The organism is Cystobacter fuscus (assembly GCF_044360685.1).
In the GTDB taxonomy this organism is placed as follows: domain Bacteria; phylum Myxococcota; class Myxococcia; order Myxococcales; family Myxococcaceae; genus Cystobacter; species Cystobacter fuscus_C.
The window spans coordinates 4,508,609-4,534,919 of record NZ_CP043491.1; the positions used below are offsets into that span (position 1 = coordinate 4,508,609).

Sequence of the window (26,311 nt, forward strand, 5' to 3'; positions counted from 1 at the left end):
AGGGTCTTGGAACTCAGTTGGACATGCACGCCGTATACTTCAACTGACACTGCAGGAGAGCCATTGCGTTGCCCTTCGCGGCGATCTGGCAAATCGTATAGCTGGTCTTGCAAGAGGAAGTGCTCGCGTTCGGACTCGAATCACCCTGGGCATGGGCGTCCTGCGCAGGAAGGGCCACGGCGCCGATCGCGCCCATCGCCAAGCCGAAAAAGCCCATCTTCAGTGCCTTCATCATGTCGCATCTCCTATGTGTTGGTTGGGTATTGGTTCGAGGCGGCGAGTCCGCTTTCGTGGTTTTGTCTTGAATTGCTGGATCTGTCAAGGCGAGAGGATTCGCTCACACTGTTATCGAATTCTCAGCATCTGGAGTTCTCGTCTCGGGAAATAGTGAATTCTTTCTCATGAATCGGGAGGATGACTGGCTCATCCGTGCCGGGTCATTCCGTCGTCATCTTCCCTCCCGTCCCCTGTCATCTTGCAGTCACGTATTCCTTGATAGAACAGGAATCGAAGCGAAAGCAGGGGTCCGCTCCTGCGAATGGCTCCCCTCCGAAAGGATGCTCCCCATGAAGAGAACCGCCACGCTGGTGTTCCTCGCCAGCACCTTGTCCGCTTGCGATCCTTCCACCCAAGCCTCGGTGGACGCGCCGGCCAGTCCAGACGCCCCCGAGCAGCTTCAATCCCTCGCCGAGAGCGAGACCTTCTACAAGGCGATCAACTTCGGCGGGAGCGCGGTCACCCTCGACGGCCGGCCATTCCTCTCCTTCGCCGAGGCGAAGGCACAGGGTTTGAGCATTCCCTCTGGTTATTCGGAAGTCCAGTCGAGCCTGAGCCCCAGCCCGGCCACGGACGCCACGACGAGCGCCATGCTCAACAGCGCCATCTGGCGGGGCGGCACCCTGAAGATCGCCCAGACCGTGCCCTCGGCCCGCTACGGCGTCTATCTTTATATCCTCGAGAACCACCAGAACAACTACCGCTCGCTCGACGTCTCCCTGGAAGGGCAGGCGGTGGCGCAGGGGTTGGGCACCCTGGCGAAGGGAGAGTGGAGGAAGTACGGCCCCTATGCGGTGCAGGTGTCCGACGGCACGCTCAATCTGGACCTGAGCGCCCGGTCGGGGGATCCGCACCTGATGGGCCTGGCCCTCTTCACGCTGGGCTCCAGCACTCCGCCCCCGACGACGGGCGGCCGCGTCTACTACGTGGCCCTGACGGGCAATGACTCGACGGGCGACGGCACCCAGGCCAAACCCTACCGCACCATCGCCAAGGCCGCGGACGTGGCGCCCGCCAACGCGGGCCACACCATCCAGGTGGGCGCGGGAACGTTCGACGAAACCCGGCAGATCCGTCTGAAGGAGAAGGTCAACCTCCTCGGGGCGGGCGCGGACGCCACCCTCATCCGCGGCGGCCAGTTCGATTGGAATGGCCACGGCCTCATCCAGCTGGAGTCGCGGGTGCTCGACACCTCGGCGGCGAAGATTCCCGCCTTCGTGCACGAGGGCCAGACGTACGGCCCGTTCGAGCGCTACCTCCCGGTCGACTCCCCCCAGGAGCTCTCCGGGTTCTCCATGGATGGCCAGAACCTGGGCTCCTCGGGCATCAAGATCATCAACCGCAACGGCGTGGACATCCACCACGTGAAGATCAAGAACTACTCGTGGGCGGGCATCTACAGCTCGAGCGAGGGCTACGCGGGGGTGAAGAACCTGCGCATCTCCGACTTCGAGATCGCCGAGTCCTCGCTCGAGAACACGAGCGCGTCCTGGGGCAACATCACCCTGCGCGGCACCCATGACGGGGCGCTCATCCAGAACGGCCGCATCGAGCACTTCACCACCGCCACGCGCCCCGAGAACTACCACACGGGCTCGGGTTATGCCTTCAAGGCCATGCGCTCCTGGGAGGACACCGCGCAGAAGCAGGATGAGATCCGCGGCTCCAAGCTGTTGAACATCATCCAGCGCGGCAAGGACAGCGCGCCCTGGGACAACTACAAGGCCGCCAACATCGGCTTCGAGTTCTGGAACATCGGCGCCGACGGGGTGGAGATCGCCCAGTGTGATTTCAACGCCGCGATGTCGCTCGAGTTCAACGCGCCCATCGACCAGTACCCCTACAGCTTCTACGTCCACCACAACCGCTTCAAGGTGGCCAAGGCGGGCTTCGTGGAGCTGGCCAACAGCAACATCATCATCGAGCACAATTACTTCGACATGACGGGCAATACCAACCCCTGGAACACGATGGGGGAGTATAACGAGGGCAAGGCCTCGAGCCAGGGCACCGTCGTCAAGAACATCCGGGTGGACCACAACGTGTTCAACCTGGCGTCGGCCGGCCCCTCCATGTTCGTCTTCACCACCAAGGTCGACAACTTCAGGTTCTACAACAACACGGTGATCAGCACGGGCTCGCCGAGGTTGTTCGAGTTCCGCCGTCCCAGCTCCCAGGGCAGTGGCGCCATCGAGATCCGCAACAACATCTTCGAGACCGGCGGTGCGATGAAGATGTTCTCGTACACGGAGGAGAACAACGCGACGGCGCCCACGAGCGTGGCCTTCACGAACAACCTGTCGAGGAACGCGCCCACGGCCCTGCCCACCACCGCCTCCCAGGCGGGTAACCTCGTGGGCACCGCGCAGCTCGTGCGCTCGGGGGCCATGCCCTTCCCCTACTTCGATGCCGCGAGCGCGAGCGCGAACGTGGTGGATCGTGGCGCGAACGTGGGGCTGCCGTTCTCGGGCTCCGCGCCGGACATCGGGGCCAGTGAATACGGGCTGTCCGCGGGCACCATCGGCCTGAAGTAGAAGAGTCCACGTACGGCAGAGACCGCGACATGAGGGGCCCGTCCCGAAGCAGGGGTGGGCCCCTTCATGTCAATCGGCCAAAGGAAGACTGTGACTTGCCACGAGCGCGCGTCTAGACTCCCGCCGCTTGGGCGAGACGCGTATCGAGCTTCTGGGTGGTGCCCGGATTCTGGAGGAGCGCCACAAATCGAGGCCGCTGGAGCGGAAGACCGCGGCATTCCTGGCCTACCTGGCGCTGGAGGGAGAAACGGCTCGGGGGACGCTCGCGGGCCTGCTCTGGCCGGAGTCCCGCGAGGCCACGGCGCGCAACAACCTGTCCCAACTGCTGCGCCGCCTGGGTGAGCTGCTGGGTGAGTCCGGCGTGGAGGGCCGCAAGACGGTGCGGCTGCGCGATGACCTCCGGGTGGACGTGCGCGAACTCATGCGCGGCCAGCTCTCATGGCTCGAGAGTCCGGGAAACGAGCTGCTCGCGGGTTTGAATTATGACGACTGCGAGGCGCTGGAGGATTGGCTGCGCGCCACCCGCGTACGGGTGACGGAACTGCAACGCAAGGCCCTGGAAGAGCAGTTGCGGCTGGAGGAGAGGGAAGGGCGGATGAACCCGGCCCTGGAGGCGGCCCAGCGGATGCTCGCGCTGGAGCCCACCTCCGAGGAGACGTTCCGCCACCTCATGCGGCTGCATCATCGGATGGGCAACCGTGACGCCGCGTTGCGCGTCTGGCGCCAGTGCGAGGAGGTGCTGGCGCGCGAGCTGGGCATCCGGCCCTCGGAGGAGACGAGCCGGCTGGCGGGCGAGTTGGAGCGGCAGCCCGCGGTGCAACCCTCCGTGGGCCCGGAGCGCAAGCTCCTTCCGCTCACCGTGGTGCATCCCCCCGTGCTGGCGGGCCGCGAGCGCGAGTGGGCGAAGCTGGAGGCGGCCCATGCGGCGCGCCGGCCCACCTTCGTCCTGGGGCCCGCGGGCGTGGGCAAGTCCCGGCTCATCGGGGACTTCGCCCGCTCGCGGGGCCGCTCGCTGCTGCTGACGTCGCGCCCGGGTGACATCAACGTGCCCTTCTCCACGCATGCCCGGGGGGTGCGCACCATCCTGCGGCAGAACCCGGGGCTGGTGCTGGAGCCCTGGGTCCGCCGCGAGCTGTCGCGCCTGGTGCCGGAGCTGGGTCCCGAGCCCCTGCCCCTGCCGGGCACTCCGGAGGAGACCGCCCGCTTGTTCGCCGCCGTGCTCCACATGGCGCGCCAGGCCCTCAGGGAACTGGACGTCCTCGTCTTCGACGATGCCCAGTACTCCGACAGCGGCAGCAGTGAGCTCAGCTTCTATCTGCTCGCCCAGCTCGAGGAGGACATGATGGCCCGGCGCTTCCCGTGGATCCTCCTCAGCGAGCGCACGGACGAGACGCGCTGGAAGGGCGAGCGGATCCACATGCAGGTGGAGGCGGGGCTCGCGGAGCTCATCCAGCTCGAGCCCCTGGCGCCGCCGGAGGTGCGCACCCTGCTGCGTGGCATGAACGAGCCCCGGCTGGAGGAGATGGCCGAGGACATCGCCCGTTACACCGGTGGCAACCCCCTGTTCATCGTGGAAACGGCCCGCCATCTCATCGAGACCAACAGTCTCGGGGGACGCTTTCCCGAGGGGCTGCCGCCTCCGGGCCGGGCCCGCTACATCATCCAGACGCGGCTGGAGAGTCTGTCGTCCGAGGCACTCCGGCTGGCGCAGGTGTTGGCGGTGGCCCGCGCCGACGTGGGCCTCGAGCTGGCGGCCGAGGTGTTGGAGGTGCCCGTGGCGCGGCTGGTGGAAGCCTGGCGGGAGCTGGAGGAGGGGGCCCTGGTGCGCGGCGCGTGGTTCAGCCACAACCTGGTGGGCGAGGCGGTGCTGACGGGGCTGCCCGTCTCCGTGCACACGCTGCTCGCCACGCGCCTGGGTCGCGCCGCGCCCGTGGCTGGCCCATGAAGAAGGGGAGCCCTCCCGGTCCACGCGGAAGGCTCCCCTGAAGGCCCGGTCAGGCCTGGTACGGACTAGCCGCCGAGGGCGCCGTTGATGAGCGGCGCGAGCACCGACATGCCCGGATCATCGGCGTTGTAGCCGTTGGCGGGCTCGTAGATGCGCACGCGCTGGTTGTCATTGATGAAGCGCTGGAGGAAGGTGCTCATGGACACGAACTCGCTGTTGCACTTGTAGTCCTGCCACGGCTCGTTGACGTACTCGTACCACTTCTTCTTCTCCATGCGCTGGCAGGCGTGCGCGCCCACGAAGGTGATGATCGTGCTGCAGTGGCTCGCGTTGATCTGCCGCTCGTGGGGGATGAAGTAGCTGTAGTTGTTGTAGAGGCTCAGCTCGGCGACGAGCTTGTCCTGGTCCGCCTTCCAGCGGGTGAGCACCGCCTCCTGATCGTTGGGCGTGTAGAAGCGCTCGTAGGAGAAGCGCGAGTAGTTGTAGTCCCGCGAGTAGCCCGTGTAGGCGAGCTGATCATTCGGGAACTCCATGGCCAGCATGCGGTTGATGGTGCCCAGGTTGTTGCGATCGAAGGACGCGGGGAACTGGTTGAACACCGAGTCCAGGTTCCACGACTGGCGGATCTTGTCGTGCAGGGGGCGCGAGTTGTCGTTGACGTTGGGCGCCAGGTAGATGGGGCCCGAGTCGTTCAGGAAGTAGCCCCGGGCCGGATTGATGATGCGGCGCACGAAGTAGTACGAGGCCGAGGTGGCGGTGCCGCCCGCGCTGAACCCGGTGACGAGCAGCTTCTGCACGTTGGGGAACTGGTTCTTCGCGTAGTTGATGGCCGCGAGCGAGTTCTTGTAGCCGGAGTGGTGCCAGGAGAGGGGCGGCTGCTGGCCCGTCTGGTCGGCGTAGGTGGCGACGTTATTGCCCACGTGAACATCGCCCGTGCAGTAGGGCATGTAGACGATGTTCCAGTCCTTGGTCGCGATGTCCGTGCGGCTGCGGAAGGGCAGGCCCGGATCGGCGCCGTTGACGATGGGCGAGACGTACTTCGCCGTGAACTGCGTCATGTAGTCGTCGGTGATGCCGTTGGGATTGGCCGCGCCAATGACACCCGCTCGCCCGCTACACGTGTCGTAGTCCCAACACGCTCCGCCACCTTCGAAGAAGAACAGCAGGTTCTGCGAGCCCGTGGTGCTGCGATGGACGAAGAACTTGTACTGCGAGCCGTTGCCGCACGTCGTTCCCGGCAGCTCCACCTTGCTCCAGTCGTAGGTGTTTCCGCCGTCCACCAGCACGTCGACGATGCCGGAGACCAGCACCTCGGCGCTCGCGACGCCAGGTGCCGCGGCCAGGAGAAGGCCCATCAGCCATTGCTTTTTCATGTGAGTATTCCTGTGGGGGCTTGGGGTAAGGCTATTCGATTCAGTTCTCGACCATCTGGAAAGCCCGGAGAACCGGGGCGCACTTTAACGCGCGGGGTTGCGAAGCGCGAGGGGTGCAAGGTATCTGGACCGATATGGGTGTCACTTCGCGGTCGAAGGCTTTGCCATGGCTCGGCGCGTCAATCATTGTGGTGCTGATGGCGGCGCTGATGGCTGTCCTGTGGTGGATGCCGCCGCCCGAGGACAACCCCTCCCCCGAGGCACCCGGACGTGAGGCGCGCGGCCGGCCCCCGCCACCGGTGGTGGACACCGCTGCGCCCACGCCGTCCCGCTCTGTTGCTTCCCAGGCAACCCTCGCGGGCGAGCCCGATGCCGGGTCCGCCCCGCCCGAGCCCGAACAGACGCCCGCGCTCGAGGCGGCGCGCGAGCATCCGGTGAATCTGGAGAAACTTCGCGAGCAGATGCCCGATAATCTTTATTGGGAGCTGGCTGCCCCGACGAAGGATCCGCAGCTCCTCCAGCGGCGCGAGGAGCAGGCGCGGCGCTGGAACGCGTTGCTGGGCAAGGTGCAGTCGAACACGGCCACGGAGGAGGAGATCCACCAGTATTACGAGCACCGCCGCGCGGTGTCCGAGGACTTCATCGCCTTCGCCAGCCGGGTGCTCCAGGAGCATGGCGCTCAACTGTCGGAGCAGGAGCGCGGCCTGTATGAGCTGAGCATCCAGATGCACCGCACCCGCCTGGAAGAGATTCCGAGGCAGGTGGAGGACGCGCTCGCGCGCAAGGAGACCCAGGATCGGCGCCGGGAGGAGTGGCGGCGCGGCAAGAAGGGCCCGTGAAACGGGCCCTCGGGGGGGTGGGGGTCTACTCCTCCATGGGCAGCTTGAGCTTGAAGGTTCCGGGAGGGGACTTCACGGCCTGCTGCACCGCCTGCTCGAACTCCTTGCGCTGGGTGAACGTGGGAATGCCGCCCAGCTTGATGCTGGCCAGCGACACGCCCATGAGCACCACCTTGGAGCCGAACAGCACGCTCAGGGTGTTGATGTTCGGAGCGAGGGGCACGGCCCGCTCCGTCATCAGGGTCCGGGCCGGGGTGGCGTACAGCTCCATGTCTTCCCAGTCATGGAAGATGTCCACCAGGGGCTCGGAGGTGACGATGTCCTCGATGGCGCGCATGGCGAGGTTCGCCAGATGCGCGTCGTACATCATTCCCTTGAACTTCGTGACGATGACATGGGGGGCCGGCCGCCACAGCCGCATCTCCCCATTCGATGTGGTCCAAGTCTTGGTGTCATGCATGACAAGAGGGGGGCGCATGGCGGCCGAGTTACGGTACTGGACGTCCGGACGCAAGAGGTGGCCCTGGACTCGGGTACTCCGGCCAACCTCGTGCCCGGGGATTCCAGTGCTCGTGCCCTTGGACGAGGAGAATGAAACGGGCTCGCGTTAGGGTGTGAGCCCATGAGCGACACGAAGGCATCCGTCTGGAACCTGCCCTGGAGGGGTCTGGGCTTGAGCAGCAACCTGGACGCGGCGGACGCACCGCACCCCTACCGCCTGCTCTCCGAGGCTCCAGGCCTCTTCGACTTCGTGGAGTACAGTGCGCCGTTGTCGCTCGAGGAGACGCGGGCCGGGGCCTCGCTCTTTGCGGAGATGTGGGAGCGCCGGGGGGAGGTGCCGGTGCTCTTCCACCCGGTGCACCTCAACCTCTATGGCCCCGAGCTGGAGCCGGAGCGGGCGCTCGCCGCCCTGGACGCGCACGCGCGGGCGGTGGGCAGCGCGTGGGTGGGCAACGACGTGGGGTGGTGGCACTCGGGGGGGCAGCCCTTCCCGGGCTACCTCTACTTCACGCCCCCCTTCACCGAGGCGGGTCTGCTCGACTGCGCCGCGCACGCGCTCCACGTCCAGTCCCACCTGTCCGTGCCGCTCGCGCTGGAAAATCCCGCCGTCTTCGCCCGGCGCGGTGAGCTGCACGTGCTGGACTTCATGGCCCGCCTGCACGCGCGCACCGGGCTGCCGCTGCTGCTCGACCTGGGGCACCTGCTCAGCTACCAGCTCGCCGCCGGGCTGCCCCTGGACGCGGGGCTCGCGGACTTCCCATTGGACCAGGTCATCGAGGTGCACCTCGCGGGGGGCGTCGTCACCCGGAGGGGCGGCCGGAGCCACTACGTGGATGACCACACCCAGCCGGTGCGCGAGGAGCTCTTCGGCCTGCTGGAGTGGCTGCTGCCGCGCTGCCCCGCGCTGCGCGCCGTCACCTTCGAGGGAGATGGACACCCGCTGGACGTGGCGCTCCTGACGCTGCGCCGCCTGCGCCAGCTCGTGCCCGCCACGCCGCGGCCCGCGCTGCCCCTCCCCCCGGTGGAGCGGCCCGCGCCGCCCCTCGCCCGGCGGAGCGCGCCCTGGGCGCTCTTCGAGTCCGGGTATGGCGTGACGGCGGAGCCGGGCGGCGACGAGGAGGGGGTCCGGGCGGAGCAGGACTTCCGGCTCGCGGTGGTGGCCGAGGTGCTCGATCGCGACTGGCCCCTGTCCCGGTTGCTGCTCGCGGGCACGCGTGAGCGCCTGGGGGCGTTCTGCGCGTCGCGCGAGTTCCGCGAGCTCTTCGAGGGGCTGGGGCGCTCGCCCGGGCACGCGTTCGCGGCCTGGACGCGGCGGCGCTTGCGCGAGCATCCGGACGAGGGGATCGCGGCGGCGGTCTCCTTCGAGACGTTCCTTCCCCACGCCGCGCGCGCCAGGGCCCGCGCCGCGCCGGGGCCGGGCGAGGTGGGGCTGGCCGAGGACGTGAGTCTGGGCGGCTTCCCGGTGGATCTCACCGAGCTGGTCTTCGCCGCCCGGGCCCTGCGCCGTCACCTCACGGGGCGGGCCTGGGCGAGCGAGGCCCTGGAGGTGAGCGGGCTGGACGCGCTCAAGCAGGTGGCGCGGCGTCCGGCGCCCGGTCCGTGGCGCTTCATCGTGCGGCGCAAGGGCCGGGGGCTGGAGGTGCTGACGGCGGCGGCCTCGGTGCTCGACGAGCTGGCGGCGCTGGAGCGGGCGCCCCGGCCCGTACGGGAGGTGCCCGTGCAACGGCTCGCCGACGCGGGGGTGCTCGGCCTGCTGCGCTGGGGATGAGGGGGCGCTGAAGGGGCTCAGGGGCAGCGGCCACAGTCCGGCGCGCAGTTGTCGTAGTCATTCTTGGTGCCGCACTTCTCGCTCACCTGACAGACGCCGTCTCCGCACGTGTAGATGTCCTGCTTGCGCAGACTCGTGGTGAGGGCCGGGTAGGTGATGCCATTGTAGGTGCAGGACGTGTAGATGCCGCTCGCGGCGTCCTGGGTGCAGATGTCCGAGCAGTTCGGATCGATCCGGATGATGGGCGGGCACTCCGGAGGTCCGGACTTCTTGATGGAGAGGGCACAGGCGCGCGGCGTGCTCTCCTTGTGGTTGAGCGCCTTGCGGTTGTTGCCGGCGTAGATGCCCTCGTCGTTGAAGAGGTTGCCGAAGAAGCAGCCCTCCTTCTCCGGGTAGTCCTCGAACTCGCCGGGATCCGTGGGGATGCTCGTGCCCCCGGCGCCGTGCCCCTGGACGGACAGGGGAATCTGCACGCCGAACTTGTTGGTGTGCGCGGCCAGGCACGCGGAAACGAGGCGCTGCTCGGTGAGCGTGGCGGGTGTGCCCTGGGCCCAGTCCGGTGCGAGGCCCAGGCCTCCCGTCCAGCTCCAGATGCCCCCCGTGCTGGAGGACGTATAGGTGCGCGTGTTTCCCGCCGGCACGGCGCACATCACCACGTACCGCATCACCGAGTCGTTGAGTGTGGGATTGGTCTGAAACCAGAGATCGAACTGGCTGGTCGACAGGCCATTGAGCGACAGGCCATTGAGGGAGAGGCCGTTGAGTGACAAGCCGTTGAGTGACAAGCCATTGAGCGACAGGCCATTGATGGTGCCCACGCTCCAGACCTGGACGGACAGTTCCCGCGGCTCGCTCTCTTGCTCGGCGGGGAGACAACCACCTGCCACCACTCCCAGCGACAGCGATATCGCCACTTGGAGACACAGTCTGTGGATAGACGACAGACGACGAGACGTCTCGTTCGGTACGTTTTGCATGTCATCCCCCCGGCGGCTAACGACAGCACCGGTCTGCGACGAGCACTGAAACGCGTCCATGGAATGAGGCCACGCTCATGGCTTCACTCCCGGGTTATACGCCTAACAAGACAAACTTGAAATACGGGCCAGTCTTGCGAACCGTGAGTCGAGTCGGTTTGAACAGGGAGTCCGTGGACTACAGGACTGAGAGCTGCCCTGGGGGGAGGGCGAAAGGTGGAGTTCTGGACACAGTCTTGCGCCCGTGCGTCCACTGCGGTAGTTCGCGCCCATGTCGTCACCCCTCGTCGTAGGCATCGCCGGTGGTACCGCTTCTGGCAAGACGACGGTCGCTCGGAAGGTTCGCGAGGCGCTCGCCGACTGCCGTGTGGCCTTCATCGATCAGGATTCGTACTACCGGGACCTGTCGGACCTGCCGATGGCCGAGCGCCGCGAGGTCAACTTCGACCATCCGGATGCCTTCGACACGGAGCTGCTCGTCGCGCACCTGGCGGAGCTCAAGGCCGGCCGCGCCATCCAGAAGCCCGTGTACGACTTCGTCACCTGCACCCGGCAGCCGCAGACGGTGCGCGTGGAGCCCGGGGACATGATCCTCCTGGAGGGCATCCTCGTGCTGCACATGAAGCCGCTGCGCGACGAGATGACCGTGCGCATCTACGTGGACACGGATGACGACCTGCGCATCCTGCGCCGGCTCGAGCGCGACATCCACGAGCGCGGCCAGGACTTCGATCACGTGGTGAGCCAGTACCTGCGCCACGTCCGGCCCATGCACATGGGCTTCGTCGAGCCCTCCAAGCACCACGCGGACATCATCGTGCCGCAGGGAGGCAGCAACGACATCGCCATCGGGATGATCGTCAGCGCGCTGCGTGCCCGGCTGATGAACCCCGTCACGCAGCGCTGAGCGCGCTTCAGCCGCGGCGGCGCACGAAGTCGCGCAGGGGGCCGTGTAGCCGCCGGGAGCCGGCGAGCAGGCCCTGGTGCGAGCAGGGCTCGGGCAGCTCGTGGTAGTGCGCCCGGATGCCCGCCGCGCTGAGCAGGTGGTACGTGTCGCGCACGCGCGCGGGAGGGGCCAGGGCGTCATTCGCCGCCGCCGCGAGCAGCACCGGCGCGCGCACCTCGGCCAGGCACTCGGTGAGGTCCGCGCCCGCGTAGGCCGTGCACAACAGCGCCCAGGCGTTCGCGTCGAAGGAGTCCGCGAGGGCCTGGGCCTCGGCTTCCAGCGCCGGGGCGGTGTCCGGGGCCTCGCCGCCGGGCCCGTGCACGAGCCGCAGGTACTCCAGGGCCTGCTTGCGCAGCGTGCGCCGGGGCCCGGCCCCCGGGGCATAGTGCCCGTCATGGAAGTCGGGATCCAGGCGCAGCAGGTGCCGGGTGAGGCCCAGGCGCTCGCGCAGGGACTCGGGCAGGGTGCGCGCCGCGCCGAGCACCGCCACGCCCGCCACCCGCTCGGCGAAGAGCGCCGCGAGCCGCAGCGCCACCAGTCCGCCGAGCCCCACGCCCACCACCGCGCGCACGCGCTCCACCTTCATCGAGCGCAAGAGCGCCGCCACCCCGCGCGCCATGTCCAGCACCGTCACCGTGGGCAGCGCGGCGCCATAGGGCCGGCCCACGTGCGGGTCCACCGCCACCGGCGACGTGGAGCCGAACGGACTGCCGAGCAGGTTGGGCACCACCACGTGCAGCGCCGCCGTGTCCAGGGGCCGCCCCTCGCCGAGTAACTCCGAGCCCCACCCGGAGTGAGGGCCGGCGTCCTGCCCCGCGGGGCGAAGGGCGTGGTGGGAGTGCGGCAGGTCGTGCAACAGCACCACAACATTGTCCTCGGAGCGCTCGCCATAGGCGCACCAGGCGATCCGGGCACCGCCCAGCAGGCCGCCTTCCTCCAGGGGAAGTGCAACCGGAGACACGTAGAAGCCGTGGGTCTGGTACACGCGAGGTAGGCTTCATATCACTACGGCCGTTTTTCACCGACCCAGGAGCTGCTCGCGTGAAGCGTTACTTCGGATTCATCGTGCTCATCGTCGGCGTCATCTTCGCCGCGGTGGTGACGACCCGTGCCTCGAGTGCCCGGGCACTCGAGGCCCAGAGGGATGCGGACTTCGCCCGGGTGCAGAAGGACTATCTGGAGCGCGTGGGGTGGCTGCGCGTCAACCCGGACGAGAAGGCCTACCGGCAGGAGCTGTCGCCCTTCTTCAAGGCGTACTTCACGCAGGTGGACGCGCACCAGGATCGCTACAAGCTGGGCAAGACGTACGACGCGTACCTCGCCGAGCTGGAGAAGCGCGGCGACAAGGATGACCGCGCCCAGGATCGCAAGGCCTTCTACGAGTACACGCGCCAGGTGTTCGATCAGATGCGCGAGGGCAAGTACGCGCCGATGTGGACGGCGACGGACAAGGGTATGCGCCTGGACGTGGTGTCCGCGGACGTGGTGAAGGTGCTCGACAAGCCGCAGGTGCGCTTGCGGCTGGCGCTCTGGGGCGCCCAGCGCGAGGAGCGCACGGACGGCAAGGTGAAGAAGATGGTGACGAGCGCCTCGTTCAAGACGCAGTGGAAGCTCACGGACGAGCGCGGCAAGTTGCTGGGCGAGATGAGCGCGGATGACCCCTCGATGAAGGTGGACTTCCCCGAGCGCTTCATCGCCGAGTTCCCGCCGCAGATGGTGCTGGGCCACTACGACATGGATCTGGTGCCCAACGAGGTGAAGAAGATGGAGATCTCCTTCGAGGTGAGCTCGCGCGCGGCGTCGGGCGGGGACATCACGTCCTCCTACGTATGGAAGCTGGAGGTGCCCTCGGAGTGGCGGCTCGGCGCGGGCGAGAAGTGGGAGGGCGCCGAGGTCACCGAGCGCCCCGAGGAGGAGATCGATCCGGCCAAGGCGGCGCGCAAGTAGGCGCTAGCCGCCCACCAGCGTGAAGTGCGAGCCCAACCGGTACGCCGACAGCGTGCCGAGCTCGTCCAGGAAGTAGAGGTTGAGCTGGGCGTCGGCCTGGAGCGCCATGAGTCCCGCGCCGGCGCGCACCTCCGCGAGCACGTCGCCGCGGACGGGGTCCACCGCGCGCACGCGCTCGCCCGGCACCAGGGCGACGCCGCGCGAGACGATGGGCCGCAGGGGACGGGTGAGTTGCTCGCCCGCGGCGCCCACGCGCCAGTCCACCTCGCCCGAGTCGCTCACCCGCGCCGCCGCGCCCAGGGCGGACGTCACCAGCACGGCGCCCGGCAGGCGCGCGAGCGCGAAGGGCCCCGGTCCCAGGTGCAGCGCGCGCTGCCAGCGCGACTGTCCCGCCGCGTCCACGCACAAGAGCACGCCCTCTCCCTCCAGCTCTCCGGCGATGTACACGCGCTTGCCGCTGGGCAGCGGCGTGGAGGGCAGGGCGAGGGACATCTCGTACGTCCACACCGCCTCGCCCGTGTGCGCGTCCGCGAGCAGCAGCGCCGAGTTGGAGCCCTGGCCGAGCAGCGCCACGAAGCGCCGCGCCCAGGGCACCGGCGCGCCCAGGAAGGGCAGGGACGCGCTCATGCGGAAGCGCACCTGGCCATCCGCGAGCCCCAGGCCGTAGAGGTAGCCCGAGTCCGTCGCCAGCAGGGCGCGGTGGGAATGGATGGACAGGTAGCCCCGGCGCGTGCGCGCGGGCGTCAGCCGCCAGGCCTCGCGGCCCGTCACCTCGTTGAGCGCGAGCACCACCCGCTCATCCGCCAGGGTGTAGAGCATGCCGTACTGCCGCAGCAGCAACGGGCCGACGCGCAACCCATCGTGCACGCGCAACCAGTCCGCCCCCGCGCCCTTGCCGGGAAAGCCGCACAGGCGCACCGCGCTCGCCGCCAGGCTGTAGCCGTCCTCCGAGGCCGCCACGCCATGGCTCGCCGCCCGCCGCCACACCTGCTTGCCCGTCTTGCGATCGAAGGCGCAGGCCATGTCCGGCGACGAGTACACCAACCCCTGGCGCCCCATCATCAGCCGCCCCGTGTCCGCGTCCACCAGCTTGCGCTGCTCCCACAGGCTCTCGAAGCGCAGCCGGCGCAGCCTCCCCGGCACCTTCAGCGGGCGAGACCCTCCGGAGGCCGGCGTCGCTCTCGCCAGCGCGGCTCCCGCCTCCTCGGGGGGCCGGACGGCGCCGCGCAGATGGGACAGCCCCTCGCGGCTGCGCTCGGTCAGCTCCTGCAGGTACGGGTTGTTCGCGAGCGAGCGCTCGCGCTCGGACATGGCCAGGGCCAGCGCCTGGCCCAGGTGGTACATGGCCGCGAGCAACTCCTCGGCGCGCAGGGCGATGGGGGGCCCACCCAGCCGCGCCTCTCCCGCCTTCAAGTCCAACGTCAGCTCGGGCCGCACGCCCGCGGGCTCGAAGGAGAAGCGCGGCTCACCCACCTCCATGGCGCGAGCCAGATCCGCCGCCTGCCGCGTGAGCTCCAACGCCGTGAGGAAGGGCGGCCCCGGCGCGCGCCACGCCACCGGCCGCTGCGGCAGCGCCAGCCACACCTCGCCCGGACACAGCAGCGACGCCAGCGCCGGCCCCTTCTCCCGCGCCGCCCGCCGCAGCACGTCATCCCCATCCTCCAGCACGAAGCCGAAGCCGGGCAGGGTGGGGGCCGTGGCGCGCAACGTGAAGGGCTCGGGGCGCAGCTCGCGGGGATGGGGCGCGGACTCCTCCAGCTCCTTCAGGGCCCGCTTCAGCACCTGGCCCGGCTCGGCCCGCAGCCGCTCCGGCGCCACCTGCTTCAGGTCCTCCAGGAAGCCGTGGCCACACACCCGCGCCGCCTCCACCAGCTCCTCCGCGTCCAGCCGCAGCGCCGGCCGCAAGAGCCGCGCCGGCCGCGACAGGCTCGCCACCTGCACCTCGATGTCCGCTCCTGAACGTCTCAGCACCAGCTCCAGGTGCGCCTCCGTGAGGGACACCTGCGCGAGCCTCTGCCCTCCCGCGTGCAGCGCGGCCAGGGCCCCGAGCAGCGCGGGCACCACGTCCACCAGCGGTTCTTCCACCGCGCCAGGCAGCAGATTCACCCCGTCCAATTCCAGCGACACGGAATCATGCGGCGCCTCCGCGGGTTCGCGCTTCCATCGATGTCCGATGCGAAAGCGGATCATCCCTTCCCCATTCGTTGACAAGCCAGAATAGCGATGGCTAGCATCCGCCGCCCAACGGACCTACATTTTTGTAACCGTGTGAATTTATTGGGGAATCGTCGATGACTTTTTATGAGGCCGCTCTCCGCGTGCTCGAGAGCGAAGGCCGTCCCCTCCACTTCCTCGAGATCACCGAGAGATCGATCGCCCAGAACCTGCTGTCCCACGTGGGCAAGACGCCCGAGCTGACGATGTTGTCGCGGCTCGCGGCGATGGCCCGCCGGACGCGCGATCGCAAGGTGATCGTCACCGCCAAGGACACGTTCGCGCTGACGGACTGGTCGTTGCCGGAGGATGCGGAGGCGCTGGCGCATACGGGCGTGATGGAGGCGCATCCCGAGGAGGGACTGCCCGCTCTGCGGCCCACCGAGCGGCACCCGGATCCCCGCACGGACAACGTGCGCGTGGCGGGCCGGGGCAGCGAGCGCAAGCAGCGCCGCCAGGAGGAGGAGGAGGGCCGCGGTGGCCGTCGGCGCCGCTTCCCGCCGATGCCGGAGGTGGTGTTCGAGATCCTCAGCGAGGCCGATCAATCGCTGCGTCCGGAGCAGCTGCTCGAGCAGGCGCGCGCGAAGGAGCTGGCGGCCGAGGACGCCACGGTGGAGGCGCTGCTCACCGCGCTCCTGGAGGACAACCAGCGGAGGATCGACGCGGGCCGCCGTCCCCAGTTCTCGTTCTCCACGGAGACGGGCGCGGTGACGCTGGAGCGCGCGGGCTCGCCGAGCGAGGCGCCGCCCCTGGAGCTGCAGGCCGCGTTCGCCGCCGCGCTGGGCATTCCGCTCGAGGACGGGCGTCCGGTGCTCAACCGCCCGAGTGCCACCGCCGCCGCCCCCGAGGCCCTGGCGGATGCCGCGCTGCTGACGGCGGCGCGCTCCGCGGTGAAGGACGCGCGCAAGGCCGTGGCGCGCTCGCTGCGCAAGCGCCTGGGCGAGCTGGACGTGGGCACCTTCGAGAAGTCCGTCGTGAAGATGATGCACGCGCTGGGCTTCCGCGAGCTCAAGGTGGCCAAGCGCTCCAAGGAAGGCCCGCTGCTCACCGCCCGCAAGCGCGAGGGCAGCGTGGATTTGCGCTTCGCCATCCGCATGCTCAAGGGCACGCCCGCGTTGGATCGCAAGGCGGTGCAGGAGCTGCGCAAGGATCTCGGCCACTACTCGGCGCAGGTGGGTCTGCTCGCGTGCGCCGGTGAGGCCCGGGGCGATGCGCGCACCGAGGCCCAGGCCAGTGGCTCGCTGGTGATGCTGTGGTGCGGCGACGCGCTGGGCGAGAAGTTCCTCGAGGCGAAGGCCGCGGTGAGCGTCACCACGGTGGAGCTGTACGACGTGGACGAGCGCTTCTTCGAGGTGGCGAAGCTGGAGGCCGAGGAGGCCCAGAAGCGCCGCGAGGAGCGCCAGCGCGAGAAGCTGGCCCGCGCCGACGAGGGCGAGGAGGCGGGTGGGGAAGGGGAGTCGCGCGGGACCGTGTCCGTCGAGGCCACGGACGACAGCCAGAAGCGCCGGGAGGAGCGGCGCGAGGAGCGTCAGCGCGAGCGGGACGCCCGCCGGGAGGAGCGCCGTCAGGCCCGCAAGGCCGCGCAGCAGGAGGAGCCGGGCACCGAGTCCGCGCCCGCCGTGGCCGCGCCCGACGTGGCACCCACCGCGCCCGCTGGCCTGTCCGAGGAGGAGGAGGGCGACGAGGAGGGCGAGGACGAGGATCTCGAGGCCGCGAGCGCCTTCGTGGCGGGTGGAGCGGGAGAAGCGGGGAGCTCGGAAGACGCCGCGGCGTCGGGTGAGCGCAAGCGCCGCCGCCGCCGTCGCCGGGGCCGTCGCGGCCGGGGCGGTCGTGGGCCGGAGGGCGCTCCGGGTGAGCCGGGCGCCGTGGCAGCCCCCGAGGGAGCCACCGCCGTCGCCGTCGCCGTGACCACCGAGTCCACGGTGTCCACCACGACGGTGGAGACCCCGACGGAGCAGATCACCACCCAGCAGGAGAGCACCCTGGTCGCCGTCACGGCTGTGGAGGCGGGGCCCGTGGAGGGCGTTTCCGCTCCTCCGGCCGAGGCTCAGCAGGGGTCTCTCCCCCTGGACGTGCCACCCGCCGCGCCCGCCGTGGCCGTCGAGGTGTCTCCCGCCCCCGAGGTGGCTCCGGCTGCCCCCGAGGAGCCCAAGCCCCAAGGGGAGCCCGGGCCGACCTCATCGAACGGTGGCTCGCCGGAAGGCGGAACGGCCTGACATCCACGCGCTCCGGGCGTGAGGGGAGCGCGGGACTGGGTTAGGGTAGGCCGGTATGAAGTCCGGCCTGCTCCCTTTCCTCGTGGCGCTGTTGTTGCTCGGCGCCTGCCGCTCGCGCGAGCCGCGCTTCCCGGTGGAGCACGTCTCGCTCAAGGGCGCGACGGTGATCGACAACGGTCTGCTCGGATGGTCCTCGTCGGACATCCAGGCGATCTTCACGGACGTGCTGCGCGACAGCCGCCGCTTCGAGCTGCTCTCGGAGGACGCGCCCGAGCGGCGTGATCCGGGCCCCTGGTCCTTCACGCTCGAGCTGCCCTTCACCCGCGAGGCGCTCAAGGACGGCGGCACGTATTCCTTCGCCGAGGTGGGCGCCACGCTGGTGATGGAGCGGCGCTCGGGGGAGGGCACCCAGCGCTATCAGGTGGTGGGGCTGGGCGAGGTGCGCGTGGAGTCCAAGGACGCCGAGGCCCGGCGCAAGGCGCTGCGCGAGGCCCTGCGGCGCGGGCTCGTTCAGCTGGCCGACGCGGCCGGACTCCAACTGGCGGCGGTGGGGCGTGCGGACGGGGCGTTGGTGATGGATCTCCAGTCCCCGGACGAGCGGGTGCGGGAGTTCGCCTTGCGCGTGCTCGCCGAGCGGCGCAACCCCGCGGCGGCCCCGCTGCTCATCCGCCAGTTGCAGGACGAGGATCTCCAGGTGGCACGCCAGGCGATGGGCGCGCTGGTGGAGATGAAGGAGAGCGCCGCCGTGCCCGCGCTCATCGAGCTGGTGAAGGAGCGGGAGCTGGGCTTCGTGCAGGAGGTCGTCTTCGCCATCGGAGAGATCGGCGGGGAAGAGGCCGAGGCGTATCTCTTCACCGTGGCGCAGGGACATGATCAGCCCGATGTCCAGGCCGCGGCCCAGCAGGCGCTCGATACACTCTACGCGGCTCACAAGCTCGCCACCCCGGAGGCGCGCGGCACGGACCGCGCGGAACACTGAGACATGAAGCTCTCGTCTGTCGTCGTACGAATGGCCCTCGGGGCCGCGTGGGTGCTGGGGGCGGGTGCGTGCGCGGGCCGGCAGCCCGTGGCAGACTCCGAGTCCTCCTCGCGTGCCACCGAGTCGCTGTCCGAGTACTACCCGCTGGCCGTGGGCAACCGCTGGACGTACCGGGTGAATGGCCGCGAGGACAAGCCGGTGACGGTGGAGGTGCTCAAGGAGGAGGAGGGCTACTTCCACGACAGCCAGGGCGGACAGCTCACCGTGGACGCCTTCGGGGTGCGCGACCGCAAGCGCTACCTCTTGCGCGGGCCGCTCACCGAGGGCAGCCAGTGGACGAACGTGGTGTCCGTGGCGTCCACCGAGCGCTACCGCATCCTCCAGACGGACGTGCCGTGTGAGACGCGCGCGGGGGCCTTCTCCGCGTGTGTCCGGGTGGAGGCGAGCAACCGCGTGGACGCGAACACCACGCTCATCAACGCGCTCACCTTCGCGCGGGGCGTGGGCCTGGTGCGCATGGAGCTGTTCGTCCAGAAGAGCAACGGCGAGCGCCTGCCACAGACGTCGCTGGAGCTGGAGTCCTATCAACTCAACCCTGGGGCGCCGACCGCGCGAGGCCAGGCGGAGGGAGTGCCATGAAGGAGATTGGAATCGCCCTGTTGGGGCTGGGCAACGTGGGACTGGGGACGTACCGCATCCTCACGCAGCACGCGAAGGACATCGAGCGGCGGCTGGGCGCGCGGGTGCGCGTGCACCACGTGCTGGTGCGCGCGCCGGGCCGCGCCCGTCCCGAGGACGTGCCCTCGGCGCTCATCACCCACGACATGAAGACGATCCTCGCCAACCCCGAGGTGTCGGTGGTGGTGGAGCTCATGGGGGGCCTGAGCCCCGCGCGCGAGTACGTGGAGCAGGCCATCGCCTCGGGCCGCCATGTGGTGACGGCCAACAAGGCGCTCCTGTCCGCGCACGGCGAGGCGCTCTTCTCGAGTGCCATCGCCCGGGGCGTGGACGTGCACTTCGAGGCGGCCGTCTGCGGCGGCATCCCCATCATCCGCACGCTGCGCGAGGCGCTCGCCTCGGACCGGGTGGAGTCGCTCACGGGCATCGTGAATGGCACCACGAACTTCATCCTCTCGGCCATGGCGGACGAGGGCTCCACGTACGCGGACGCGCTGCGGCGCGCGCAGGAACTGGGCTACGCCGAGGCGGACCCCACGCTGGACGTGAGCGGCATGGACGCGGCGCAGAAGCTGTGCCTGCTGGCCTCGCTGGCCTTCTCCGCGCGCGTGTCCCCCGGCTCCATCCTCGTGGAGGGCATCTCCACGCTCACCCCGGCGGACATCGCCCACGGGCGCGAGGCGGGCTTCGTCCTCAAGCTGCTCGCGCGGGCGCGCCGGGCGCCGGACGGGCTGGACGTGCGGGTGCACCCGGCCTTCATCCCCGCCGCCAGCCCTCTGGCCGACGTGAAGGGTGGTTTCAACGCGGTGCTGCTCCAGTCCGCGGCCCTGGGCGCCTCGCTCTTCTCGGGCCTGGGCGCCGGTGCCCTGCCTACGGGCAGTGCGGTGGTGTCCGACATCATCGATACCTGCCGGGGCCTGCTGGCGGGCGTGTCGGGCCGTCTGCCCCTGCCGTGCGCGCCCAACGTGCAGGACGTGCCCCTCTTGTCCCCGGGTGAGCGCCGCGGGCCCACCTACCTGCGCTTCTCCGTCAGTGACGAGCCCGGCGTCCTGGGCCGCATCGCCAGCGTGCTCGGCGAGAAGGGGGTGAGCATCAACTCGGTGCTCCAGCGCCCGCCGCGCCCCGACGACACGCACGCCACCATCGTCGTCTTCACCCACGACACGCGCGAGGCGGACGTCATCGCCGCCGTGCAGTGGATCGACTCGCTGCGCAGCACCCGGGCGCCCACCCAGGTCATCCGCATCGAGGAAGGCCCCGGTCTGCTGCTCTCCGGCCGCTAGCTGGCCGCCAGGAGGGCGGGCGAGCGGCCTTATCGTCAAGGGGACAGGGGGGCGGGTTGAAAGTCGGATCGCGCCTCCCTAGCCTGTGGGCCTTTTTTCAGGAAGGCAGGCCCCATGGGTGTCGAGAGCGCCGAGCAGACGTACGAAGAGATCATCCTTGGTTTCCTCGTGGAGGGACGGGATGAGTTCTGTTCGGGCGAGGCGCTCTCGGACAAGCTGGGCCTGTCGCGCACCGCCGTGTGGAAGCACGTGGAGTCGCTGCGCGGCAAGGGCTACCGCATCGACGCCGTGCCCGCGCGGGGCTACAAGCTGGTGGACGTGCCGGACAAGCTCACGCCGCTGGAGCTCGCGCCGCTGTTGTCCACGCACCACCTGGGCCAGCAGATCCACTTCCACGAGAGCTTGCCGTCCACCAACGTGACGGCCTTCCAGCTCGCCGCGGACGGCGCCGAGCATGGCGAGGTGGTCATCACCGAGCAGCAGACGGCGGGCAAGGGCCGCCGGGGCCGGGTGTGGACGTCGCCTCCGGGGGTGAACCTGTACTTCTCCGCCATCCTCCGGCCGGAGCTGCCGCCGCAGCGCGCCTCGGAGCTCACCCTGGTGGCCGCGGTGGCGCTCGCCGAGACGCTGCGCGAGCAGGACGCCGACGCGCGCATCAAGTGGCCCAACGACGTGCAGATCGACGGGCGCAAGGTGGCGGGCATCCTCACCGAGCTGTCCGCGGACCCGGACCAGGTGAACTTCGTGGTGCTGGGCGTGGGCGTCAACCTCAACTCCGGCCCCGAGGACTTCCCGCCCGAGCTGGCGGAGACGGCCACCTCGCTCTCGCGGGTGCTCGGCCGGCGCGTCAACCGGGCGCTGTTCACCAGCTCGCTCTGGGGGCGGCTGGAGGAGTGGATGGATCTCCACCACGAGGTGGGCTTCGAGCCGGTGCGCCAGCGCTGGGTGGAGCTGTCCTCCACGCTGGGCCAGGAGGTGCGTGTGCGGACGGACCGGGCGGAATTGCGCGGTGTGGCTGAAGACATCGACGCGGCGGGGGTGCTGCTGGTGCGCACGCCGGAGGGGCGCCTGGAAAGGGTACTCGCCGGGGATGTGGAGCAGGTGCGGCCCCGCTAGACTGTGTGGCGAGCCATGCTTCTCGCCATCGACGTGGGCAACACCAACACCGTGTTGGGGGTATACGACGGCCAGCGTCTGCTGAGCCATTGGCGCGTGGAGACGAGCGCGCGCCGCACCTCCGACGAGCTGGGCATCCTCCTGCGCCAGCTCTTCCTCGCCAGCGGCATCGAGCCGGGCGCGGTGAACGCGGTGGCCGTCTCCAGCGTGGTGCCGCCCTTGCAGTCCCACCTCGGACGCATGAGCGAGCGCTACTTCAAGACGCGTCCGCTCTTCGTGGGGCCCGGGGTGAAAACGGGCATGCCCATCCTCTATGACAACCCGCGCGAGGTGGGCGCCGATCGCATCGTCAACGCGGTGGCCGCCTACGACAAGCACCGCCGGGGCCTCATGGTCGTGGACTTCGGCACCGCCACCACCTTCGACGCGGTGACGCCCCGGGGCGAGTACCTCGGGGGCTCCATCTGCCCCGGCATCCACATCGGCATGGAGGCGCTCTTCCAGAACGCCTCCAAGCTGCCCCGCGTGGAGTTCGCCCGGCCTCCGCACGTGGTGGGCCGCAACACGGTGCACTCCATCCAGTCCGGACTCTTCTTCGGGTACGTGGCCATGGTGGATGGCCTGTGCGCCCGGATGAAGGCGGAGCTCGGATTCGAGACGCACGTGGTGGCCACGGGCGGCCTCGCGCCCCTCGTGGCGGGAGCCTCCACGCACATCCAGGAAGTCGACGAGTTCCTCACCCTCGAGGGACTGCGCATCATCTACGGAAGGAATCACGCCCCATGAGCACCGCCCCGCAGCCTCCCGCCGCGACCCCCGCTGGCTGTCCCATCTCCGCCGAGGTCCTCCCGCCCAACATGCGCAAGCACGTGGACCCCGCCGCGCCCGTGCCCCTGCGGATGATGGCCGCCAAGGCCATGGTGCCGCTGGCGCCCGTGGACATGCTCGGCGCGCTCTTCATGCTCACGTTCGACGCGGACGCGAGCGTGCGGGAGACGGCCACCAAGACGGCCGCCGCCCTCCCGGACCGCTTCTCCGCGGGCCTGCGGGACGAGAACGTCGCCCCGCCGGTACTCGGCTGGCTCCTGCCGCTGTTGCGCACCAAGGACGCCTTCGCGGAGATGCTCGTGCTCAACACCACCACGCCCGACGAGGCCGTAGCCCAGGTGGCGCGCGACTGCAGCGCGAAGGTGGCGGAGATCATCGGGCAGAACCAGCTGCGCGTGCTGCGCCACGAGGACATCCTGCGTCAGCTGTGCTCCAACCCCAACGCGAGCCCCGCGTTGATCGACAACGTGTGTGACTTCGCCGTGCGCAGCGGGCTCGGGCTCGCGGACGTCCCCCAGGTGCAGGCCGCGCGCGTGCGTCTGTTCGGGCCCCAGGCCGCCGCCGCTCCGCCGGAGCCCGGCCCCACCGCCGAGCAGATCATGGCGGAGTTCCAGATGGACACCACCCAGGAGAAGGCGGACGACGAGGATCCCAATCCTCCGCCCATGGAGGAGACCAAGCGGCTGAGCCTCACCCAGCGCATCATGAAGATGAGCATCGCGCAGAAGATCAAGCTCGCGACGCTGGGCAACAAGGAGGCGCGCAGCCACCTCATCCGCGACACCAACAAGCTCGTCTGCACCGCCGTCATCCGCAGCCCGCGCATCACCCCGGGCGAGGTCCTCAACTGCGCCGGCAACAAGGCCGTCAACGAGGAGATCCTCCGCTACATCTACAGCAGCCGGGAGTGGACGAAGAACTACAAGATCAAGATGGCGCTGTTGAAGAACCCCAAGCTGCCGCTCGCCGTGGGGATGAAGTTCCTCAACACCCTGCGCGAGAACGACGTCAAGGACCTGTCGCGCGACAAGAACGTGCCGTCCGGCCTCCAGGGCGTCGCCAAGAAGATGCTGGAGAAGAAGAACGAGAAGAAGGAAGAAAAGTAGGGCCGTCTTCCGCGGGGCAGGGGGCGCGCGGCCCCCGCTCCAGCGCGCGCCCGCCCGGGCCGGACGGGCGCGAGGGAGGGCTCAGGCCACTGCTTCCTCGTCGTCGTGGATCGCCACCGGCTGCTCTTCCATGAGCTGCGAGGCGATGGCCAGCGCCTTCTTCGCCTTCTCGCGCACCTTCTCGTCGGCCTTGATGCGCGTGTAGAGGCGGGCCACCCGGCCCTCGTTGCGCGACACCGCGTCCTCCAGCTCGGTGACGCGCCGGCGCAGCTCGTCGCTTTCCTGGCTGGCCTGGGCGCGTGCCTCGTCCAGCTCCGCCCGGGCGGTGTCCACCTCGCTGCGCGCCACCGTCAGCTCCGCCTCGAGCTGATCCGCCCGTGCCCGGAGATCCTCCACCTCGCCCGACTGCATCTGGTACTGCTCCACCTCGGCCTGCAGCGCCGTGGCGCGCGCCGTGGCGCTCCGGGCCTCTTCCCTGAGCGCCGTGGCCTGCTGCTCCACGCGCCGGCGATCCATCAGGAGCTGCTCCGCCTTGGCCTGGAGCACCTTGAGCTGCGAGTCCTTCCGGGCAAGCTCCTCGGAGGAGCCGCTGGTCTGCTGCTCCAGCGCGAGCAGACGATCCTGCTGCTCGACGATCTCCTGCTCCTTCTGGTTCAGCTCCGTCTTGAGCCGGAGGATCTCCCGGTCCTTGCGGTTGGAGGCCTCGCGCAGCGTCAGGGTGGCCTGATCATTCTTGCCGGCGCTGGACTTGAGTGTCTCCAGCTCGGTGGTGCGCGACTCCAGCTCGGCTTCCAGCTCGGCCACGCGGGACTCGGCGGTGCTCGCCTGGTTGCGGGCATCGTCCAGGGCGCCTTCCAGCTCGGCCACGCGGGCGCGCAGGTTGCGCAGCTCCGCCATGTCCGCGGCGGAGGTCGCGGGGGCGCTCGGGGCCGTCCGGACCGGGGCCGCCGCGCGGGTGGGGGCCGGGGTGGGAACAGGGGCCGGGGTGGGGGCGGGGGCCGCGGCACGGCTCGTCACCGCGGGCATCACCATGGAAGAGCGGGGCGCCGGAGCGGGGGCGGGCGGAGGCGGCGCGGCGGGCATCCGGAAGCCCACCATCGTCTTGTCGTCGCTGACGCCCAGCGAGTCGAAGGAGTCGTCGTCCCCGCCGCCGCTCAGGTCATCCAGTCCGCCGTAGTCCTCTTCCGAGGAGCGCAGCTCGTCGGGCGCTTCCACCGGCTCCTCGACGCCGCCGAGCGGCTCGCCCGGATCGCCGAAGGGATTGTCGAGCGAGAGATCATCGCCCTGGCTCTCCAGCGGCTCGCCCTCGATGGCCAGCTCCTCGCCCTGCATGGGCGCATCGCCCGAGCCGTCCAGGTCCCCGAGCGCGAAGCCGTCGTCGACGACCTCGCCCGCGGGCAGCTCCGGAAAGCCGATGAGCCCGCCCACGCGCTCCACCAGCTCATCGGGGTTGACCGGCTTGGAGACGTAGTCATCCGCGTGCGCCTTGAGCTTGCGGTGCTGCGCGAAGCCATCCGGGTTGCCGATGATGATGATGGGGATGGGCTTGAGCTCGTCGTCCTTCTTGAGCTTGCCGCAGATGAGGTAGCCGTTCTGCCCCGCGGACAGGTCCACCGCGAGCACCACCAGATCCGGACGCTCCTGGCGGATGCGCTCCACACTCCCCTTGCCGTCGGTGGTCTCCTGCGCCGCGAAGCCCCGGGCCTCCAGGGCCTCTCGCAGCGTCGCGGAGAGGGTGGTGTCACTTTCGACAATCAGGATGTTCTTGGACATGGAAGAGGTGCCGGACCAGGAGGAGCGCGCGCCTCCCGCGGTGGGACGCGGGAACGACGAGTCTGGATGAAAATCGCTCGGAGGCTATCGGCGCACACCCAGACCGTCAATCTTCGGTCCAAGAGGGGGCCCGGCCGTCAGGCTGCTGAGAGAAGCGAGCAACCCGAGTCGGATCAGGGATGTAGCGACACGGGGAGCACGGGCACTGAGGGCGTCGCCGACGCGGCGGCCGCGGCCTTCTGGGCCGACTGCTCGGCGAGCATGCGGCGGATGTCCGCTTCGTTGAGATCCGACACCAGCTCGTAGACGATCTCCCCGTCGCGCCACATGGCCACGTTGTAGCCGAGGCTGGAGCCGACCTGCACTGCGGGAAGGGTGGGGGCCTCCACCTCGCGCCGGGCGTCATCGAAGACGAACACCCCGATGCGCCGCGCGGGCCCGCCCTGGCCTTCCGCGTTGCGCTCGTAGCTGATGTACGCGGCGGGGCGATCCGTCACGTTGGAGATGCGCGCGCCGGACAGCCGCACATCGTGCAGCCGGGGCACGGACACGCGGTGATCCAACTTGCCGTCGAACCACGCCTCCACGTTCTCGTGCGACACCCCGACGACTTCCACCGGGAGCTTCTTGGTGTGGCGCCGGACGGCATCCTCCATGTAGCGCTGGCGGTGCTCGGGCCGCAGCGCCATCCAGGTGCCACCACCCACGGTCACCAACACCAGGGCCGCGGCTCCCATGCGCAACCACGCCGCCTGGGCCGCCCGGCGCTGCTCCTGGTGGAGATTGGCCTGGAGCCGGGAGCGCAGGGCCGCCGGGGCCCGGGACGTCTCCACGGAGTGGCGCGCGGCCCGGCGCAGCGACTGCCGCAGCTGCCCCTCCTCATGCACCCGGCGCGCGCACGCGGAGCACCCCTTCAGGTGCGCTTCCGCGCTCACTCGCTCCTCGGGTTGGAACTCCCCATCGAGGTACGGGTAGAGAATCGACTCGAATTCCTGGCAGGTCATGAGCGCTC

The 26,311-nt window shown here is 69.6% G+C and carries 21 protein-coding genes; 13 read left to right on the plus strand and 8 right to left on the minus strand.

Annotated elements, in window-relative coordinates; genetic code table 11:
• Positions 1 to 13 precede the first annotated feature (13 nt).
• Positions 14 to 235 carry a hypothetical protein gene (locus F0U63_RS18600; RefSeq protein ID WP_395847265.1) on the minus strand — a complete coding sequence of 74 codons (222 nt, stop codon included), beginning with the start codon at positions 233 to 235 and terminating at the stop codon, positions 14 to 16.
• A gap of 331 nt (positions 236 to 566) precedes the next feature.
• On the opposite strand from F0U63_RS18600, the gene F0U63_RS18605 reads away from it, so the two are divergent.
• Together F0U63_RS18605 and F0U63_RS18610 are read left to right on the plus strand one after the other, a co-directional pair.
• Complete coding sequence (locus F0U63_RS18605; RefSeq protein WP_395847266.1) at positions 567 to 2,810, plus strand: DUF1565 domain-containing protein; 2,244 nt, start codon at positions 567 to 569, stop codon at positions 2,808 to 2,810.
• Between the two features lie 127 nt (positions 2,811 to 2,937).
• Entirely contained in the window at positions 2,938 to 4,755 is a 1,818-nt protein-coding gene (locus tag F0U63_RS18610) for a BTAD domain-containing putative transcriptional regulator (RefSeq protein WP_395847267.1), read from the plus strand.
• A gap of 65 nt (positions 4,756 to 4,820) precedes the next feature.
• Here F0U63_RS18610 and F0U63_RS18615 read toward each other — a convergent pair whose 3' ends face one another.
• Positions 4,821 to 6,128, minus strand: coding sequence for a pectin acetylesterase-family hydrolase (locus tag F0U63_RS18615; RefSeq protein ID WP_395847268.1), 1,308 nt, complete (start codon positions 6,126 to 6,128; stop codon positions 4,821 to 4,823).
• A gap of 209 nt (positions 6,129 to 6,337) precedes the next feature.
• Between F0U63_RS18615 and F0U63_RS18620 the strand changes: the two genes are divergently transcribed.
• Positions 6,338 to 6,967: a hypothetical protein gene (locus F0U63_RS18620; protein ID WP_395847269.1), complete on the plus strand. Its 630-nt coding sequence runs from the start codon at positions 6,338 to 6,340 to the stop codon at positions 6,965 to 6,967.
• A gap of 25 nt (positions 6,968 to 6,992) precedes the next feature.
• On the opposite strand, the gene F0U63_RS18625 is transcribed toward F0U63_RS18620, so the two are convergent.
• A complete protein-coding gene (locus F0U63_RS18625; RefSeq protein ID WP_395847270.1) occupies positions 6,993 to 7,388 on the minus strand; it encodes a hypothetical protein in 396 nt (131 codons plus the stop codon).
• 201 nt (positions 7,389 to 7,589) lie between these two features.
• Between F0U63_RS18625 and F0U63_RS18630 the strand changes: the two genes are divergently transcribed.
• Entirely contained in the window at positions 7,590 to 9,236 is a 1,647-nt protein-coding gene (locus F0U63_RS18630; protein ID WP_395847271.1) for a DUF692 family multinuclear iron-containing protein, read from the plus strand.
• 17 nt (positions 9,237 to 9,253) lie between these two features.
• Here F0U63_RS18630 and F0U63_RS18635 read toward each other — a convergent pair whose 3' ends face one another.
• On the minus strand, positions 9,254 to 10,123 hold the full coding sequence (locus tag F0U63_RS18635) for a hypothetical protein (RefSeq protein WP_395847272.1): 870 nt from the start codon (positions 10,121 to 10,123) through the stop codon (positions 9,254 to 9,256).
• A 361-nt stretch (positions 10,124 to 10,484) separates the two neighbouring features.
• On the opposite strand from F0U63_RS18635, the gene udk reads away from it, so the two are divergent.
• The gene (gene udk, locus F0U63_RS18640; protein WP_395847273.1) at positions 10,485 to 11,120 is read left to right on the plus strand and encodes a uridine kinase; all 636 of its coding nucleotides are present in this window, start codon (positions 10,485 to 10,487) and stop codon (positions 11,118 to 11,120) included.
• 7 nt (positions 11,121 to 11,127) lie between these two features.
• Here the strand turns inward: udk and F0U63_RS18645 are convergent, their stop codons facing one another.
• The gene (locus F0U63_RS18645; protein WP_395847274.1) at positions 11,128 to 12,144 is read right to left on the minus strand and encodes an alpha/beta fold hydrolase; all 1,017 of its coding nucleotides are present in this window, start codon (positions 12,142 to 12,144) and stop codon (positions 11,128 to 11,130) included.
• Positions 12,145 to 12,200: 56 nt separating this feature from the next.
• On the opposite strand from F0U63_RS18645, the gene F0U63_RS18650 reads away from it, so the two are divergent.
• Positions 12,201 to 13,106 (plus strand): hypothetical protein, encoded by a 906-nt coding sequence (locus F0U63_RS18650; RefSeq protein WP_395847275.1) that lies wholly within the window; start codon positions 12,201 to 12,203, stop codon positions 13,104 to 13,106.
• Between the two features lie 3 nt (positions 13,107 to 13,109).
• Here F0U63_RS18650 and F0U63_RS18655 read toward each other — a convergent pair whose 3' ends face one another.
• Entirely contained in the window at positions 13,110 to 15,296 is a 2,187-nt protein-coding gene (locus F0U63_RS18655) for a PQQ-binding-like beta-propeller repeat protein (RefSeq protein ID WP_395847276.1), read from the minus strand.
• A gap of 128 nt (positions 15,297 to 15,424) precedes the next feature.
• Here F0U63_RS18655 and F0U63_RS18660 point away from each other — a divergent pair, with 128 nt between their 5' ends.
• From F0U63_RS18660 to F0U63_RS18690, 7 genes are all read left to right on the plus strand, one after another.
• Complete coding sequence (locus F0U63_RS18660) at positions 15,425 to 17,536, plus strand: HTH domain-containing protein (protein WP_395847277.1); 2,112 nt, start codon at positions 15,425 to 15,427, stop codon at positions 17,534 to 17,536.
• 55 nt (positions 17,537 to 17,591) lie between these two features.
• Positions 17,592 to 18,515 carry a HEAT repeat domain-containing protein gene (locus F0U63_RS18665; RefSeq protein ID WP_395847278.1) on the plus strand — a complete coding sequence of 308 codons (924 nt, stop codon included), beginning with the start codon at positions 17,592 to 17,594 and terminating at the stop codon, positions 18,513 to 18,515.
• 3 nt (positions 18,516 to 18,518) lie between these two features.
• Positions 18,519 to 19,154: a hypothetical protein gene (locus tag F0U63_RS18670; RefSeq protein ID WP_395847279.1), complete on the plus strand. Its 636-nt coding sequence runs from the start codon at positions 18,519 to 18,521 to the stop codon at positions 19,152 to 19,154.
• Positions 19,151 to 20,476, plus strand: a complete 1,326-nt coding sequence (locus F0U63_RS18675) for a homoserine dehydrogenase (protein ID WP_395847280.1) — start codon at positions 19,151 to 19,153, stop codon at positions 20,474 to 20,476. Before F0U63_RS18670 ends, F0U63_RS18675 begins: the two co-directional genes overlap by 4 nt.
• 114 nt (positions 20,477 to 20,590) lie before the next feature.
• A complete protein-coding gene (locus F0U63_RS18680) occupies positions 20,591 to 21,592 on the plus strand; it encodes a biotin--[acetyl-CoA-carboxylase] ligase (RefSeq protein ID WP_395847281.1) in 1,002 nt (333 codons plus the stop codon).
• A 15-nt stretch (positions 21,593 to 21,607) separates the two neighbouring features.
• Positions 21,608 to 22,378, plus strand: coding sequence for a type III pantothenate kinase (locus F0U63_RS18685; protein WP_395847282.1), 771 nt, complete (start codon positions 21,608 to 21,610; stop codon positions 22,376 to 22,378).
• Positions 22,375 to 23,526, plus strand: coding sequence for a hypothetical protein (locus tag F0U63_RS18690; RefSeq protein WP_395847283.1), 1,152 nt, complete (start codon positions 22,375 to 22,377; stop codon positions 23,524 to 23,526). The genes F0U63_RS18685 and F0U63_RS18690 overlap by 4 nt, the downstream gene beginning before the upstream one ends.
• An 81-nt stretch (positions 23,527 to 23,607) precedes the next feature.
• On the opposite strand, the gene F0U63_RS18695 is transcribed toward F0U63_RS18690, so the two are convergent.
• Both F0U63_RS18695 and F0U63_RS18700 read right to left on the minus strand, forming a co-directional pair.
• Positions 23,608 to 25,299 (minus strand): response regulator, encoded by a 1,692-nt coding sequence (locus tag F0U63_RS18695; protein WP_395847284.1) that lies wholly within the window; start codon positions 25,297 to 25,299, stop codon positions 23,608 to 23,610.
• A gap of 173 nt (positions 25,300 to 25,472) precedes the next feature.
• Positions 25,473 to 26,303, minus strand: a complete 831-nt coding sequence (locus F0U63_RS18700) for an anti-sigma factor family protein (RefSeq protein ID WP_395847285.1) — start codon at positions 26,301 to 26,303, stop codon at positions 25,473 to 25,475.
• Positions 26,304 to 26,311: the final 8 nt, after the last annotated feature.